14 protein-coding genes are annotated in these 16,365 nt (G+C 45.3%); 5 read left to right on the top strand and 9 right to left on the bottom strand.

Annotated elements, in window-relative coordinates:
* Positions 1 to 156: 156 nt before the first annotated feature.
* From IM485_RS00175 to IM485_RS00165, 3 genes are all read right to left on the bottom strand, one after another.
* Positions 157 to 306 carry a PDDEXK family nuclease gene (locus IM485_RS00175; protein WP_192575991.1) on the bottom strand — a complete coding sequence of 50 codons (150 nt, stop codon included), beginning with the start codon at positions 304 to 306 and terminating at the stop codon, positions 157 to 159.
* Between the two features lie 20 nt (positions 307 to 326).
* Entirely contained in the window at positions 327 to 1,493 is a 1,167-nt protein-coding gene (locus IM485_RS00170) for a DNA-methyltransferase (protein WP_287740420.1), read from the bottom strand.
* Between the two features lie 84 nt (positions 1,494 to 1,577).
* Positions 1,578 to 2,849, bottom strand: coding sequence for a dihydroorotase (locus IM485_RS00165; RefSeq protein ID WP_072924120.1), 1,272 nt, complete (start codon positions 2,847 to 2,849; stop codon positions 1,578 to 1,580).
* A gap of 180 nt (positions 2,850 to 3,029) precedes the next feature.
* On the opposite strand from IM485_RS00165, the gene IM485_RS00160 reads away from it, so the two are divergent.
* The 3 genes from IM485_RS00160 (at position 3,030) to IM485_RS00150 (ending at position 5,942) form a co-directional block, all read left to right on the top strand.
* A complete protein-coding gene (locus IM485_RS00160; protein WP_287740417.1) occupies positions 3,030 to 4,298 on the top strand; it encodes a DNA methyltransferase in 1,269 nt (422 codons plus the stop codon).
* A gap of 180 nt (positions 4,299 to 4,478) precedes the next feature.
* Positions 4,479 to 5,189, top strand: a complete 711-nt coding sequence (locus tag IM485_RS00155) for a Uma2 family endonuclease (protein ID WP_104396642.1) — start codon at positions 4,479 to 4,481, stop codon at positions 5,187 to 5,189.
* Between the two features lie 24 nt (positions 5,190 to 5,213).
* Positions 5,214 to 5,942 carry a carbonic anhydrase gene (locus tag IM485_RS00150; protein WP_104396641.1) on the top strand — a complete coding sequence of 243 codons (729 nt, stop codon included), beginning with the start codon at positions 5,214 to 5,216 and terminating at the stop codon, positions 5,940 to 5,942.
* Positions 5,943 to 5,968: 26 nt separating this feature from the next.
* On the opposite strand, the gene IM485_RS00145 is transcribed toward IM485_RS00150, so the two are convergent.
* The 5 genes from IM485_RS00145 to rimP form a co-directional block, all read right to left on the bottom strand.
* Positions 5,969 to 6,538 carry a low-complexity tail membrane protein gene (locus tag IM485_RS00145; protein WP_287740413.1) on the bottom strand — a complete coding sequence of 190 codons (570 nt, stop codon included), beginning with the start codon at positions 6,536 to 6,538 and terminating at the stop codon, positions 5,969 to 5,971.
* A gap of 142 nt (positions 6,539 to 6,680) precedes the next feature.
* Positions 6,681 to 9,716 carry a translation initiation factor IF-2 gene (gene infB, locus IM485_RS00140; RefSeq protein WP_104396639.1) on the bottom strand — a complete coding sequence of 1,012 codons (3,036 nt, stop codon included), beginning with the start codon at positions 9,714 to 9,716 and terminating at the stop codon, positions 6,681 to 6,683.
* Between the two features lie 111 nt (positions 9,717 to 9,827).
* A complete protein-coding gene (locus IM485_RS00135; protein ID WP_002738851.1) occupies positions 9,828 to 10,109 on the bottom strand; it encodes a YlxR family protein in 282 nt (93 codons plus the stop codon).
* Positions 10,106 to 11,302, bottom strand: a complete 1,197-nt coding sequence (gene nusA, locus IM485_RS00130) for a transcription termination factor NusA (RefSeq protein ID WP_287740410.1) — start codon at positions 11,300 to 11,302, stop codon at positions 10,106 to 10,108. Before nusA ends, IM485_RS00135 begins: the two co-directional genes overlap by 4 nt.
* Before the next feature lie 178 nt (positions 11,303 to 11,480).
* A complete protein-coding gene (rimP, locus tag IM485_RS00125) occupies positions 11,481 to 11,951 on the bottom strand; it encodes a ribosome maturation factor RimP (protein WP_002789389.1) in 471 nt (156 codons plus the stop codon).
* Positions 11,952 to 12,164: 213 nt separating this feature from the next.
* Here rimP and ftsH point away from each other — a divergent pair, with 213 nt between their 5' ends.
* Complete coding sequence (gene ftsH / locus IM485_RS00120; protein WP_287740408.1) at positions 12,165 to 14,060, top strand: ATP-dependent zinc metalloprotease FtsH; 1,896 nt, start codon at positions 12,165 to 12,167, stop codon at positions 14,058 to 14,060.
* 85 nt (positions 14,061 to 14,145) lie between these two features.
* Here ftsH and IM485_RS00115 read toward each other — a convergent pair whose 3' ends face one another.
* Positions 14,146 to 14,934: a response regulator transcription factor gene (locus tag IM485_RS00115; protein ID WP_104396636.1), complete on the bottom strand. Its 789-nt coding sequence runs from the start codon at positions 14,932 to 14,934 to the stop codon at positions 14,146 to 14,148.
* 875 nt (positions 14,935 to 15,809) lie between these two features.
* On the opposite strand from IM485_RS00115, the gene IM485_RS00110 reads away from it, so the two are divergent.
* A partial coding sequence (locus tag IM485_RS00110) for a PPC domain-containing protein (RefSeq protein WP_287740405.1) occupies positions 15,810 to 16,365 on the top strand: 556 nt, incomplete at its 3' end.

Here is a 16,365-nt window from a genome sequence, read left to right as displayed (position 1 = left end):
CAGTTTTTTCTTTGTCAGTAAGGGTGTCAACAAGGAATATTACAAATTGTTAACCGAGTCTTGAAAGCCTTGTGCTACAAAGGTTTGAAATGTTAAGAAAGATGTGACTAAAGGACAGCTTAATAAGGGGGGCATCTGATAATTTTTAACGCCTACCTACTTACCTGTGATGATAACATGGGCTTTACTTGTCCCGGCCATCGCCAAGATTTGCCCTTGCATATATTCAGGTTTAATGGGACTAATTTTCTCTATTTCTAGATAGTCTTTGGGAGTAAAATAAGCGTGACTTTTACTGGCTGTCATGGTGTTTATCTTTCTTATTGTTAGTGTTCTAACGGACAATTAAGCCAAATAATTGAGTCTAAATCAGTCTTACTGCCTTCAGTAATTAGCTTTCGTATCATTTCAATATAATTAAAATTACTCTCGAATAAAACAAAACGTCTATCTAAAAAAGCGGCCGCTAGTCCCACGGTTCCTGAACCGGCAAACGGATCTAAAACCACATCACCTTTAAAAGAGTAATAATTAATCACTTTTTCTGCCAATTCTACGGGAAAAGCGGCGGGATGTTTTGAGTTAGTGACTGGGTTAATCTTCCAAACATTAGTGCGTTCATAACCATCGGCAATTTTTGAGGCTTTTACTACTTCTTGATCGGGATGATTGCGAATATGCCAATCGATGAGTAAATCCGTATGTTTACGATAGACTAAAACGTATTCAGTCACTGGCACAGTTTTGTATTGGAGAGGATTACGATCGGCGGCAAATCTGCGCCCTCTACCAGTTGCCCACCCTGCTCCCTCTGGTTTTAGCCAAATAATATCATCAATAAAGTCGTAACCTTCCTCAATAAAAATTCGATGCAAATCAAAGGGAACAGCAATACGTTTAGAAGCTTGATTACGCGAAGCACGACGCAACAGCACGGGAGAAACATTAATGACAAAAAAACGTCCTTCACTCAAAACTCGATGACATTTTCTGATCACCTGTCGCAGCTTCAATAGATAGCTTTCGTACTCTTCAAATTCTGAATATTCCGGGCGAGCATTAAAATAGGGTGGTGAGGTAAAGATTAAATCAACACTTTCTGCGGGCATTTCCTCTAAAAGTTCGCTACAATCACCAAATCCGATGGTATTTATCAGAGAGGAAAGCTTATATTCTTTTTTGGGTTTCTTGCGGTTTTCTAATTTAGATTCATCCTGTTTTAACAGACGAGCGATAATAATTTCAGTCCGGGTTGTCCTATCGGCTAAAATTTCGGTGGTGTAGGCATCGATCACCACTTCCCCAACGGTTTTTTTCTGTTCATTACATAAAGGAATTCGCCAAATATGATATCTGTCATCCACTTCTGGTAAACCTAATTTAATCGCATTAACTAAATTTATTTCCCGCAACCAATTAAGGACAATTTCTTTAGCTTCTGCCACCGTGCGAAGCAGATAACCGCGCTTGTCCGATACCAGTTCTTTTTCCATGGCATTACTCTAGTTCTCTCTAGAATTCTAGCTGATTATTATCCAAAAAACTAGGAGAGTCTCAAGATAGAAATTGGCCACCCTTTAAAAATTCCACATTTCTAACACTTTTCCCGTAATTGTTTGATTTAACCAGAAAGTATTATGACTGAGGGAGTGAAGATTATTTGCTGTTACTTTCCAGCTTGCTTGGGGATGAAAAAGAATTGCTTCTGCGGGATTACCGGGGTTGAGAGATGCCGGTTTTTGTTGTAAACAATGACAGGGATTGAGACTAAGCGCTTGCCACAATTGTAAAGCTGATAATTGTCCGGTTATTACTAATTTTTCCCAGAGTAGCGGTAAAGCTAATTCTAACCCGATCGCGCCGGGGGGTGCTTCTGCAAAAGAGACGGTTTTTTCTTCGTAGGTATAGGGACGATGATCGATCGCGATTGCATCGATAATTCCCTCCTTAATTGCCGCAATTAACGCCTTGCGATCGCTTTCGTTGCCCAAGGGTGGAGCGAGGTGTAAACTGGGATGATAGCTGGCGATCGATCCTGTATTTAAGAGCAGATGCAACCACGTCACACTAGCGGTTATCGGCAATCCCCGCATTTTTGCCTCGCGAATTAATTCCACTCCTCGACGGGTAGAAATTCGCATTAGGTGAACAGGTGTATTAATTTCGCCGACGATTTCTAAAATTGTGGCTAAAGCAGTGGTTTCGGAAATAGCAGGATCTCCGGGTAAACCGAAGCGAATCGAGGTTTCTCCCTCACGCATGACTCCATTACCCTTTAATTGCTGATTTACGGGGGAAAGGGCGATATTTTTACCGAAGGGTTTTAGGTATTCCAATAAGCGCCGCAACAGTCCCAAATCTTCCAGACTGCGATTATCGGTAAAACCCACCGCTACAGGCATTAAATCGGCTAATTCCGTCATTTTTTGCCCTTGTCTTCCCAGGGTGAGACTTGCCCAAAAATGCAGACGAGTCGATTTTGAGTCAAAAAACCCTTGACTTTTTTGCTGTAATGTGCTAATGAGTGCGGGGTGATCGAGGGGGGGGAGAGTATTGGGGAGAATTGCCACCCGGGTGCAGCCTCCGGCCGTGGCAGCTTGGATCAGAGATGCAAGGGTTTCTCTGTCCTCGTGGCCGGGTTCCCCAGAATGACTGTAGAGATCGACTAATCCGGGAGCAAAAATACAGTTTTGACCAGAAATATAGTTACTATTTTCTCTTGGGGGAAGCTGAGATTCGATCGCTTTAATTACCCCCTCCTCAATCCAGACATCGGCAATGCGATCGGTTTGTGTCAAGGGGTCAAGGACTCTAACCTGTTCTATAATTGTCGAGGATTGGCTATTCACGCAGACTAATTAAAACGTCATTTTTTCCTCTGGCAGTATATCACGTTAAGTAAAAAGTAAAAAGCAAAAAAGCTGAGTTGTCGGTTAGGTTGGGGGACGATAAGTTAGAATATTAATCAACTACGGTTAATCTTTATTTTAATTGGCCGATCCACCCTAAGCAGAATTGATAGCCGAATCATGCAGTCAGAACTTTTTACTTTTAATTATCTTGAAGGATTTAATCGCGGTGTTCCGCGATTAGTTTCTTTTCGAGATTTAGTACCAGAAATCACCAGCACCAGTTATCTAACCCATGGCATCTATTATTATCCTGCCAAATTTATTCCCCAAGTGGTGAGATTTTGTCTTGATAATTACAGTAAAAAGGATGATTGGATTATCGATCCTTTTGCTGGTTCGGGTACGGTGGGGTTAGAGGCTAAACTTTGTCAAAGAAATGCGGTTTTAACTGACCTGAATTATCTTTTAAACCATATTATACCGATTAAGATTACAGAACACCAAGAACCATTGAGTTACTCGGAGTTAGATAAAAAAATCTTAGAAGTTTTTGCCAGCAAGGATAAATTTATCCCTCAGTGGTCAAATTTAAACTATTGGTATCCAGAGGAGATTTTAGCAGTTTTACAGAAACTTTGGGCAGGTCAAAAAAATCTAGAAACTGATTTGTATTCCCAGATCATTCAAGCGGTTTTAGTGAAAGTTAGTAAACAGTTTTCCTATGCAGAACATACCAAACCTAAATTATTTCAATCGAAATACAAAAAATCAGATATACAAGAACTATTACAAAGAGATTGGCAAGAGGAATTAAAACGAACGATAAAAGAGATGAGTTTTGAAACTTTAACCAGCGTCAATCAATATATTACCGTAACTTGGCATAATTGTAATCAAGTGCTTTTTTATGGGGGAGTAGATAGTGCCACTTTTGAGATCGATCAAAATCTAGAGTTAGATTGTTTAATTAGTTCCCCCCCCTATCTGCAAGCACAAGAATATATCAGAACAGCAAAACTAGATTTATATTGGTTAGGATATACAGAAAAAGAAGTGCAAAAAATATCTAAGCTAGAAATTCCCTACCGACAGGCTACCAGATTAATCGAAACCGAAACCTTAAATCAAGTGAGATCGAGTTTAGAGAAAGAGAATTTACATAAAATACTCGATTCCTATTTTTGTCACACTATCAACGCTTTAGAAAATGCCACCAGAAAATTAAAACAAGCTGGGAAAGCTTGCATTTTTGTCGGTAATCCAAAAGTGGATGGAGTGGAAGTAGAAACTTGGCGAATATTAAAGGAATATTTTCAGGAAAATGGCTTTATTTTTAATACCGTCTTTGAGGATAGAATTAAAACCAGGCAATTATTCAAATCTCGCAAGAATAAAAATCCTGATGGCATGAAATCCGAATATTTACTAATTTTAGAGAAAAGGTAGGTCTAGTTTAGTCAAATCGAATAGAAAAAATATCAACAACTTCCCAAAAATAGCACTGATTCGCAAGGTTAAAACATCGATAAATCTACAGTGAAATAGCTAAAGGCTGAGGACTGATTGCTAACTGCTGTAACAAATTTAGTTTATAATTAATTATCAACCTATCTCTGTTGGAAAACCATGACTATCGCTCAAAGCTTACCCCTAGTCGAGTCCCATGTAAACCCTGAGATAATCTTCCCAGAAGGCGAATTTTGGAGTGATGAACCCCCTTTGGAAAGTAACCTACATCTACAACAAATTATTTTATTAATTCAGTGTTTAGAATGGTGGTGGCGCGAGCGAGAAGATTATTTTGCCGCCGGCAATTTAACCATTTATTACAGTCCTAACCAGAAAAAGTCAGAATTCTGCCGTGGTCGCGATTTTTTCGTGGTTTTGGGGACAAATCCCAATCCTAACCGCAGAAGTTGGGTAGTTTGGCGAGAAGAGGGCAAATATCCCAATTTAATTGTGGAAATTCTCTCCGATAGTACCGCCAAAGTTGACCGAGAGGAGAAAAAACAAATTTATCAAGATATATTTCGCACTCCCGATTATTTTTGGTTTGACCCAGAAAGCCTAGAATTTGAAGGATTTACCCTAATTAGCGGTCAATATCAACCGATTGCCCCCAATCCCCAGGGATGGCTCTGGAGTCAACAATTAGGCTTATATTTGGGTTTATCTGCCAATAAATTGCGCTATTTTACCCCCGAAGGTGAATTAGTACCCACTCCCGCAGAAGCGGCACAACAGGCAGAAACCCAAGTTGAACAGGAAAGGCAGAAATCCGCAAAATTAGCGGCTAAACTGCGGGAATTGGGCATAAATCCCGATGAAAATCTCTAATTAGGGTTTGCTGAATTGAATCCCATGTATAGACGAGAATTACTGCAATTTATAGGCTCTCAGGCTCTTTTTGGGGCTATTAATCCAGAATTTACTTGGAATTATCAAAATATTGACCATTGGGGCGAATTATCAAGGAATTATCGCCTCTGCACCACGGGAAAGCAACAAACACCGATCGATCTGAGTATAGTGACTGAAAAAGAGCTATACCACCCCACCTTTAATTATCGTCCTATACCCCTAAAAATTCGCCATAACGGTCATACAATCTTGGTTCAGACCGAAAAAGGTGGAAATATGAGTTTTCACGGTGAAAAATGGGATTTGTTGCAGTTCCATTTTCATCATCCCAGCGAACATCAGATTAAAGGTCAGTCTTTCCCTCTAGAAATTCATTTAGTGCATCGAAATGGGAAGGGAAATTTAGCAGTTGTGGGCATCTTAGCCGAAATTGGGGCAAATAATCCCTATTTACAAACCATTTGGGATTATTTGCCCCAAGAACCTTCTCCTGAAATGATTATCCCCGATACTTGGGTCAATGTCGGGCTTTTACTGCCGGAAAATAGCGATTTTTATGAATATCGGGGGTCTTTGTCCACTCCCCCCTGTAGCGAGGATGTTCTCTGGTTAGTCTGGCAAAATGCGATCAAAATTTCTCCCCAACAACTGCAACAATTGGCTGCGATTTTTCCGAGTAATGCCAGGAATATTCAACCATTGAACGGGCGATCTATCCTGCATTCCTAGGCGAAATTGTCGGCATTTTTGCTAATTTAGATAATTTTATTAACTTTTAGACCAATAATGGTAAATAACTCAGGAATGCGCTCAATAACTAAAGCTTCGGTGGCTGTCCAGTCACTTTCCTTAGTGGCTAAAACCCCAAGAACACTCAGAGGAACCTGTAAAAATAGGTGACTTAAGAGGAGAGCGATCCCAGCGATGACTAAACCTAAAAGCCGCCATTGGGGGAGATAGGCGGCCACGGCAGCCGCTAGAGGGGCAAAATTATAGATGGCCCAAGCGATGAGAATTAAGAGGACGACTCCCAAAAGAGTAAGAAGACGATGGCGAGGACGTTGAAAAAGAGAGAGAATTTTTAACTGTTCGGGGGTGAGTTGACTCGGTTTTAGAGCAACCAACAAAAGACTAAAGATATCAAAAGGTTTTGTCCACTGCATCCAAAAGACTGGAATAATAGCGATCGCTCCCAGAAATAGCCATTCTAGCCAAAGAAAAGGCAAGGGATCGCCCACAGCTAAACCAATCCAAGCGATTTGTAAAAAGATTGGCAAAGCCGCTAACCCTGCCAGATGAATCCACAAAAAAGGTTCTGATTTCATAGAGGGAAATGAGAATTATAAATTATAAATTATGAATTATGAATTATGAAGTGGGGAGATGGGGGAGTGAGGGAGTGGGGGAATTATGACTGATAACTGATAACTGATAACTGACTCCCGACTCCTGACGCTGACCGTCTAATTAACTGGATAAAGTGCGACGTTTCATGACCATTTCGTAGGCTTCAATAATATCGCCTTCTTTCCAGTCATTGAATTTAGAAACACCGACACCGCACTCGAAACCGGTGGCCACTTCCCGGGCATCTTCCTTCATCCGTTTGAGGGAATCGAGAACCCCCTGATAAACAATTTCCTTGCCGCGACGCACGCGCAGGAAGCGATTCCGCACCAGTTTACCTGATTGGACATAACAGCCCGCCACGGCTCCCCGGCCGACGGTGAAGACGGCACGCACTTCGGCAAAACCGAGGTGTTCTTCCACTTCTTCGGGGTCGAGAAGACCTTCCATCGCCCCTTGAATATCATCGAGAAGCTTGTAGATGATATTGTAATCACGGATATCGACCCCTTCCCGATCAGCGGATGCGCGCGCACCACTGGCAAGGGTGGTATTAAAACCCACCACCACCGCACCACTAGCGGCGGCCAGATCCACATCGGTTTCGGTGATTTCCCCCGGAGAGGCGAGGAGAACCCGAATCTGCACTTCGTTTTGGGGTAACTGTTTGAGCGCACCGAGGATAGCCTCAACGGAACCTTGCACATCTGCCTTGAGGATGAGATTAAGTTCCTTGAGTTGTCCTTCTTGAGCTTGGATAGAGAGGGTGCTAAGGCTAACGCGACGGGAGGAGAGGGCCTGTTGTAAACGGGTGTTGCGTTGTTCGATCGCCCGTTGATCGGCAATTGATCGGGCCTCTTTCTCACTTTCATAGACATCGAACTCATCGCCGGCGGCCGGGACATCACTAAGACCGAGGATTTCCACGGCAAAGGAGGGGGTGGCTGCTTCGACTTTTTGACCGCGATCATCGATCATCGCCCGAATTTTGCCGAAAACGGAACCAGCGACGATGCTATCACCGACGCGGAGAGTACCATTCTGGACGAGCAGGGTAGCCACGGGACCTTTGGTGCGATCGAGGTTAGCTTCGATCACGGTTCCCTTAGCCAAGCGATCGGGGTTAGCGACCAATTCCTCCACTTCTGCCACCAAGAGGATCATTTCCAGCAGATTATCGAGATTTTCACCCCGCAGGGCGCTAACGGGAACCATAATCGTCTCACCGCCCCAATCTTCGGCCACCAGTCCCTGTTCGGTCAATTCCTGTTTAATTCGGTCGGGGTTAGCCGAGGGTTTATCGACTTTGTTAATCGCCACCACGATGGGGACTTCGGCGGCCCTGGCGTGACTAATTGCCTCTTTCGTTTGGGGTTGCACGCCATCATCGGCGGCCACCACCAGCACCGCTATATCGGTGACTCTCGCCCCACGGGCCCGCATGGCGGTAAAAGCTTCGTGGCCGGGGGTATCCAAAAAGACAATCTGTTCCGGTTTGCCGTTATGTTCCACATCGACGTGGTAAGCACCGATGTGCTGGGTGATGCCGCCGGCTTCCCCCTGGGCGACTTTGGTTTTGCGGATCGAGTCGAGGAGGGTGGTTTTACCGTGGTCAACGTGACCCATAATGGTGACGACGGGGGGACGACGCTGGAGACTTTCCCAGTCGGAGACATCGATCATCTCCGTGGTTTTGATCGCCGCCGACTGGGTGCTGGGGGTTTCCACGGTCATCTCGAAGTCCCTGGCGATCATTTCGATCGTGTCCACGTCGAGAGTTTGGGTGATATTAACCGCCATCCCTTTAAAAAATAGGGTTCTGATGATCTCGGTTTCGGGGACTTTCATCAATTCCGAGAGGTCGCGCACGGTAAGACTGCCGGTGATGACGATGCTTTCCGGGCGTTTTTCCTCTTGGGGTTCTTGACGCTCGCTTTTCGGGCTGCCGGTGTGGGCGGTTGGTTTACTGGGCCGCTTAACTTTGACTGCTGTTGGAGTGCTGGGGGTGGCAGCTTTAGCGCTGGGCGGTTTGGGGGGACGAGCGGTGGAAAGGGTAAAACTGGGGCTATTGATTAACCCGGATAGTTCCGATTCTAGATCATCGTCATCTTCAAAGAGGGCTTGGGTGCGGCGTTTGTTTTTGCCAGCAGTTTTAGCGGTTTTGGCCGCTTTTTTCTCTTCTTCTTCTTCTTCTTCCCAGCTAGATTTTTTGGCCATGCGAAGGGGCATGGTCGGTCGTTTGAGTTTTTTGGGCCCGTCTGCTCCCAGCAATCCGGTATCTGTATCGATTTCTGTGCCATCAACACCGGATTTCTTGGTGGTGTCGGTTTCTTCCTCGCCAGTAGCCGAGATTTTAGCGGGCATACCGGGGCGAACTGGGCGCTTCAATTCCACCGTCTCCCGCACTTCTCTAGCTGGTTCCCCCAGTTTCGGGCTTTTTCCGTCGGGTTTGCGGTGGAGGGTCGGTTTTTCGGGTTTAGCCAAGCCAGTCCTGCGCTCAGGACTAGGGGCGTTTTCACTCTCGCCGCGCTCGCGTTTTTCTCCCCGCGGCCTGTCGTTACTGCCGGGGGCATTTTTAGATGATCGGGGTTCTAGCCGGCCCGAGGCGCTTTCAGGGCGTGGTTTCGGGGTGAGGGAAGGTCGATTAGGTGGGGCGATTAAGGTGGGGGATACTTCTGGCACTAGCGGCGTTTCGGTCGGGGTTTCTTTAACACTGGCGGACTGAGATGGCATCTCTGCAGCGGTGGGGGGAGTTTTTTCGGCCGCACCGTCGCGCCCTGGGGCAGCAACGAGGGGTTTAACTGGGGGACGGGGAGGACTGATTAAAGTCGGTTTAGCTGAGGAACCGGCAGACCCGGGATAGATTTCCCCTTCTTCGCCAGTTTCGGGGCGGTTGTGTTTATGCAGGGCTAAAATCTTTTGTTTTTTTTCTTCGGCAGGACTAACCGATTCTCGCTGACCCGTGCTATTTTTGCTGGTACTCGAAACAACTCCCTTCGCAGCAATTGCCTTGATGCGTTGGGCATCCTCTTCGCTGATCGTGCTACTGTGGCTCTTGTACTCGATGTTCAACTGGTCACAGATATCCAAAATGTCTTTGTTGTCTAGATTCAATTCTTTTGATAAATCGTAAATTCTGACTTTCGCGTTACTCATCCATTATCCCCCGGCTAAAGTGTTAGTGATCCTATAAGTTGGCTGATTTTTTGATCCTGTCAGGACTGCCCCCTTTCCATGGTAACGATTTTGTGGCTATGATCGTCAATTTTAATCCTGATTTGGACGACCTTGCTTGGCAGTCCCGAGGCGCTCTTGCAAGGATTCATAGAGCGTTTCGGGAATATTGGCTTTTAGGGCGCGTCCGAGACGATTTTTTTGCCTGGCCAGTTGCAGGCAGTTAGGTTGCGGACAGATATAGGCAGCTCTTCCCATGCCTTGATCTAATTGTATCTGTCCGGACGGGTGTAGTCGGACAATTCGCCAAAAGGATTCTTTCGGGGCAAAGAGACGGCAGCTAATACAGCGTCGATAATTGACGAAGGGGTTCATTCTTGGTCTAAATCCTGCGCTTCTGGGTCGTTTTCATCGGTTTTTACCTCTTGTTCTCCTTTATAAAGGGCGATATCCTTAATATCGATTTTCCAGCCCGTCAGACGGGCGGCTAAACGCACGTTCTGCCCTTCTTTGCCAATCGCTAAACTTAATTGATCCTGTGCCACCAGTACCAATGCTTGTCTTTCTTCGGCATTAGTGAACAAAACTTGGTCAATACGGGCGGGACTAAGGGCATTGCCGATGTAGGTGGCGGGATCTGGAGACCAGCGAATCACGTCGATTTTTTCTCCTCGCAATTCGTTCACCACGGCTTGAATCCGCGAACCTCTGGCCCCAATACAGGCCCCAACCGGATCCACGTCTCTTTCTAGGGTATCGACGGCGATTTTTGTCCGCGAACCAACGTGACGGGAGGGGGGATTAGCTTCCCGGGCGACAGCAACAATACGCACGATTTCCTCCTCGATTTCGGGAACCTCGTTAGCGAACAGATATACTACCAAGCCCGCCGCCGCTCTGGAAACGATTAATTGCGGGCCGCGGTGAGAACCTTCTAGAACTTTTTTGAGCAGAACTTTAAAGGTGGCGTTGGCGCGATAGTTATCGTTGGGCAGTTGTTCCCGTTTGGGTAGTTCTGCTTCCACTTCCGGTTGACCGTAGGTGCTTTGTACCATGACAATAGCGGCCTGTCTTTCAAAACGGACGACTCGGGCTTGTAAAACGGTTCCTTCCAGATCTTGGAACTCCTCTTGAATCATTTTGCGTTGGTTATCCCGCAGTTTTTGCAGTAAAACCTGTTTAGTTTGAATCGCCGCCATGCGACCAAATTCTCTTTGGTCGGGGGTGACATCAAGAACTACTTCATCCCCTAATTGGGCTTCGTCGGCTACTTCTTGCACTTCTTTGAGACCGATGTGATGGTCGGGATTAGTCACTTCTTCGACAATAGTTTTAGTCGAAAGGATGCGAAACCCTTCTTCTTCTACGTCTAATTCCACATCAAAGTTATTGAAATAATCTTCATGAAATTGAGCGGCTTTTTCTAAACTTTGGGCGCGTCGATAACGTTCGTAACCCTTGATCAGGGCTTCACGCAAGGCTTCCTGTACGGCATTTTTGGGCAGATTATGTCGTTGGCTAATTTCTTCGAGCATTATTTTTAAACCGGGCAAATTAACGGTAGCCATAATTATTTTTTCTCCTTACTTTTGAGTTATTAGTTTTTTATCTGTCAGCCTTGTATCAGTTATCAGTTATCAGTTATCAGATGTAAGTTATCAGATGTAAGTTTTAAGTTAATCAGTTAGTGAGTTATTTATCTTCATCCTTATCCCTGATCACTGTTTACTGATTACTGTTCACTGTTTACTGATTACTGCGCTGCTCATCTAAACGGACGCTGATGACGGTAGTGCGATCGATGGTCAGGGAGCGACCCTTTTGGTTAAGATAAATAGATTGTTCATCTCTACCTTGCAGTTTTCCGCGCCATTCTTTTGGTTTTCCTTGGCTATCCTGGCCGGTAACGATGACGGGAAAACCTTTAAAAGACTGAAATTCGCGCTCACTGCTCAGTTGTCGAGAAATGCCGGGGCTAGATATTTCTAAAACGTAGGCCCCGGGTAAGATTTCTTGACTGTCGAGGGCGGTTTCTAAGGACCGACTCATCTGCTCACAGTCCTCTAAACCAGTATCTCCCGCAAGATTGCGAATATCGACGCGCAGGACGGGAGGCCTTTTATTGGTTTGGAAAACGATATCGACCACTTCTAGCCCCAAGTTTTCAGCGATAGGGGTGGCTAGGTGCAGCAGGTCGGGGATGAGCGGATGGGTCATGATTTAGACAATAAAAAAAGCGGGCGAAACCCACTTCCCTAAACTGTTAGTGATTGGGATAGGCAGTTGTTAGACCACCTAGCTGAATACAGTATAGCAAAAAACCGTCATCACTATTTGCCCCCGGGGTTGTGCCTAAGGGAAACAGAACAGTGGTCACGATCGAGTCGATCTGTCACAATGAATACAGGGTAACTAGATATAGAGTCAATTATGGATCAAAAATCTCCGCTCACCGTAGTTAGAGCCAAGTCAGCTAAGAATCGTGGTCATCGGCCAGTATGGAAAGGGATTGTCAGCACTTGGATGATTCTGCAAACCTTTGGCCATGTCAATCCTGCTTGGAGTCAAAAAAAACCCAATACCCTCACCTACGGTGAATTGTTAGAGAAAATCGAGCAAGGCAAGGTAAAAAAGGTGGAAATCAATCCTTCTTTGCAACAGGCAGCAGTTACCCTCGTCGGTCAAACGGACAAGGAGCCACCGAAGGAAGTCAATTTATTTGACCAAAATCCCGAATTAATCAAGAAACTCGATGCTAAAAAAATTGAGTACGGTATTCTCCCTAGCACTGATAATTCGGCCCTGATCAATGTTCTCACTAACCTGTTAGTGATTATTATCGTCTTGGGATTATTGGTGTTTATTATCCGTCGTTCTGCTAATGCTTCCGGTCAAGCGATGAACTTCGGTAAATCAAGGGCGCGGTTTCAGATGGAGGCGAAAACCGGCATAGAATTCAATGATGTGGCGGGTGTGGATGAGGCCAAGGAAGATCTAGAGGAAGTGGTAACATTCCTCAAACAACCGGAAAAATTTACGGCTATTGGTGCGAAAATCCCCAAGGGAGTCCTGTTAATCGGGCCCCCAGGGACGGGGAAAACTTTACTGGCTAAAGCGATCGCAGGAGAGGCGGGAGTACCTTTTTTCAGCATCTCCGGGTCGGAATTTGTGGAGATGTTTGTCGGGGTTGGTGCGTCGCGAGTGCGAGATCTGTTCCGAAAAGCCCAGGAAAATGCCCCTTGTTTGGTTTTTATCGATGAAATTGATGCCGTTGGTCGTCAAAGGGGGATCGGTTATGGGGGAGGTAATGATGAACGGGAACAAACCCTGAACCAATTATTGACGGAAATGGACGGTTTTGAGGGAAATACTGGCATTATCGTCATTGCCGCCACCAACAGGCCTGATGTTTTGGATTCGGCCTTGCTGCGTCCGGGTCGTTTTGACCGACAGGTGGTGGTGGATTATCCAGATTCTAAGGGACGTTTGGCCATTTTGGAGGTCCATTCTCGCGATAAAAAGGTGGCTGCTGATGTGGCTCTGGAGGCGATCGCCCGGCGCACCCCCGGTTTTACTGGGGCAGATTTGGCGAATATGCTCAACGAAGCGGCGATTTTTACCGCTAGACGGCGCAAAGAGGCGATTACTATGGAGGAGGTCAACGATGCGATCGATCGGATTGTGGCCGGTATGGAAGGGCGAGCTTTAGTGGATAGTAAAGCCAAGCGTTTGATCGCCTATCATGAAGTCGGCCATGCGATTGTCGGTACTCTCTGTCCCGGTCACGATCAAGTGGAAAAAGTCACCCTGATTCCCCGGGGGCAAGCGCAGGGGTTAACTTGGTTCACTCCTGATGAAGAACAGGGTTTAACCAGTCGTTCCCAGTTATTAGCCCGAATTGCGGGATTATTAGGGGGACGGGTGGCGGAGGAATGTGTCTTCGGTGAGGATGAAGTGACCACTGGTGCCGGTAATGATATTGAAAAAATTACCTATCTGGCCCGACAGATGGTAACGCGTCTGGGAATGTCGGAATTGGGATTGATTGCCCTAGAGGAGGATGGTAATTCCTATCTCGGTGGTGCTGGTGCTGGTTATCATGCCGACCATTCTTTCGCGATGATGGCAAAAATTGATGCACAAGTGCGGGAACTTGTCAAGCAATGCCACGATTTAGCAACAAAACTTATCCTTGACAATCGTATGGCGATTGATCGCTTGGTGGATATACTGATTGAACAGGAAACTATTGACGGCGACGAATTTCGGCGTTTATTGAGGGAATTTCAGCAACAAGCGGATCGGTCAATGGTGACGATGGTTTAATTTGCCCTTCGTCTCCTTGCTTCGATTCAGGGGTTAGGAGACGATTTCGGCCAAAAATCTGCTCATTGGTCGGACAAAGGCAGAATTAACGACTAACATTGTGAGCGGGGATTTTACTCATGGAATGACCGTTATGATTGCCTTTGGTGGAAGCAATAATATTAGCTTCTAAAGCTGAATTGATCTCGGCCAACATTTCTAGATTGAAACGATAGCCGACGTTGCGGACGGTTTGAATTAAATTAGGTTGTCTGGGATCGGTTTCGATTTTTTTCCGCAGAGAGAGAACATGAGTATCAATTGTCCGGGGATTATCGATTTCCTCGGGCCAAGCGCGACGCAGTAAATCGGCTCTTGATAGGGGTGTTCCCTCCGCTTGGGCTAAAACGTAGAGTAGGCTAAATTCTTGGGGGGTTAATTCGATATACTCCCCGCGAAATTGTACCCGTCTTTGGGCTAAATCTATTTTTAATTGCCCATAATCCAAGTGTAGGGGAGCAGCCCTACTGCCTAAACGACGGGTTAACACTTCTACCCTAGCCATAAATTCTTGCATTCCAAAGGGCTTTTTCAGGTAGTCGTCGGCCCCGGCTTTTAAACCATTGACCACATCTTTTTCGCCATTGCGGGCCGAGAGAATCAGTATTAAAGACTGTTTTTGTTGATAAAGCCAACGGCAGAGTTCGATCCCATCCCCATCTGGCAAATCGGAATCGATAATTGCTAAGGTTGGTTGACGATGAAGGAAAGTTTGACGCGCACTTTGCAGGGTTGCCGATTGATTAACCAAATAACCGGCCTGTTGCAGATGCCAAGCTAATAGCGATCGCAAGTGCGGGTTGCCCTCAACAATAGAAATATAGATCGATACCACCTGAGTTTCTGCCCCATTACTGCACAGATTGACACATTGTCAGGGTATCAGAATTAATGTCAAGATGTTGTAACAATTGTAACATTCGTCAGGAGTCAGGCTTCGGCGTGAGCTTTTGTCGAACGCTTTTTCTCCCTGCTCCCATCTCCCTATCTCCCCATCCCATCACCCCCCGCAACGCGCACGAAGTGGTCTCCCAACTTCATAATTCATAATTTATCATTCATAATTTATAATTCATAATTCATAATTCATAATTTATAATTTATCATTCATAATTCATAATTCATAATTCATAATTCCATCACCCCACTTCATAATTCATAATTTGTAATTCATAGGTCTTCCAAAATGTCTTGACTGTCGAACCTCATTCAAGGTATTCTATGGAATAACATCAGAGGGTTGTGGAATCCAGATTTGAATTGGCGTACAAACTCAGACAGTAATGCAATTCAGATTTGAATTTGCCTACTCTTTATGGGACTTACCCAAAAGCTCACAGATATTGTCTGTCTGATCAGATCTTCTTGATTGTTATCTCAGCCATCTAACCACTAAAAAACGACCGGAACACCATGATAGATAACTTTGCGGCCAACGACATCTATAACTATAGATGGTCTAGATTTCTCAGGTTTTGAGAAATTTTTAGCGGGGAATAACTCATCAATTTTTCCCACCATAGCCACTAACTGCATACGATTAGATCGCACCCCCAGTATATATTTAGTCAAAGTTTTCGCCTGACTTATATACCATACGACGGTAAAGGGGAGCGGAGATCGAAATAACCTCCAACTCCCCAGAAATAAGTATCGACAGTTAGGAACCAACCCCTGACCTCACATCTGAAGCACTTAAGGAGAAAAAATATGCTTGACCCAAGTTTCGACCTATCAGACAGCAATGTTTTAGATGATATCTTCCAGTTACCAACCCTTGTGGTGGAATCAGGTTTAGGACGCTCCGACTTGATTACCCCTGTTGTCCCCAAAAGTCTCCAGGGCATGGATTCTGACTTTGTAAGCAATTCTCTGGAAGAATACCAGCTAGGACAAGAAAATCGCTGGCAATCATCCCAATCCCTTTTCTCTTGGTCTAACGACGGTGATTTTTTAACGGGTCAAAGTAATTTTGTGAGTTTTTCCAGTTCTGTTGACCTAGCTGGCAATACCTTGGCAACGGCCCGTGATATCACTATTGGAGCAACTCCCACCAGCTACAGTGATTTTGTTGATTCTACAGACAGCAATGATTACTATCGTTTTAGTTTAGGAACCACTAGCGACTTTAGCCTCAATTTAACGGGATTAAGTGACGATGCTGATGTGTCCTTATTAGATAGTAATGGCAGTGAGATTACTAGCTCCACTAATGGCAGTAACGATAGTGAAAGTATTACTCGTCAACTGAATGCGGGTACTTACT

The organism is Microcystis sp. M169S2 (assembly GCF_020245865.1).
Classification (GTDB): Bacteria; Cyanobacteriota; Cyanobacteriia; order Cyanobacteriales; family Microcystaceae; genus Microcystis; species Microcystis ichthyoblabe_A.
The sequence above is the reverse complement of the archived record's forward strand: the minus strand, read 5'-3'. Positions and strand labels throughout refer to the sequence as shown.

Coding starts and splice junctions, on each gene's coding strand:
- IM485_RS00150 (WP_104396641.1), top strand. CDS start 5,214: ATGTATAGACGAGAATTACTGCAATTTATAGGCTCTCAGGCTCTTTTT.
- IM485_RS00135 (WP_002738851.1), bottom strand. CDS start 10,109: ATGAACCCCTTCGTCAATTATCGACGCTGTATTAGCTGCCGTCTCTTT.
- IM485_RS00160 (WP_287740417.1), top strand. CDS start 3,030: ATGCAGTCAGAACTTTTTACTTTTAATTATCTTGAAGGATTTAATCGC.
- rimP (WP_002789389.1), bottom strand. CDS start 11,951: ATGACCCATCCGCTCATCCCCGACCTGCTGCACCTAGCCACCCCTATC.
- IM485_RS00155 (WP_104396642.1), top strand. CDS start 4,479: ATGACTATCGCTCAAAGCTTACCCCTAGTCGAGTCCCATGTAAACCCT.
- infB (WP_104396639.1), bottom strand. CDS start 9,716: ATGAGTAACGCGAAAGTCAGAATTTACGATTTATCAAAAGAATTGAAT.
- IM485_RS00175 (WP_192575991.1), bottom strand. CDS start 306: ATGACAGCCAGTAAAAGTCACGCTTATTTTACTCCCAAAGACTATCTA.
- IM485_RS00170 (WP_287740420.1), bottom strand. CDS start 1,493: ATGGAAAAAGAACTGGTATCGGACAAGCGCGGTTATCTGCTTCGCACG.
- nusA (WP_287740410.1), bottom strand. CDS start 11,302: ATGGCTACCGTTAATTTGCCCGGTTTAAAAATAATGCTCGAAGAAATT.
- IM485_RS00145 (WP_287740413.1), bottom strand. CDS start 6,538: ATGAAATCAGAACCTTTTTTGTGGATTCATCTGGCAGGGTTAGCGGCT.
- ftsH (WP_287740408.1), top strand. CDS start 12,165: ATGGATCAAAAATCTCCGCTCACCGTAGTTAGAGCCAAGTCAGCTAAG.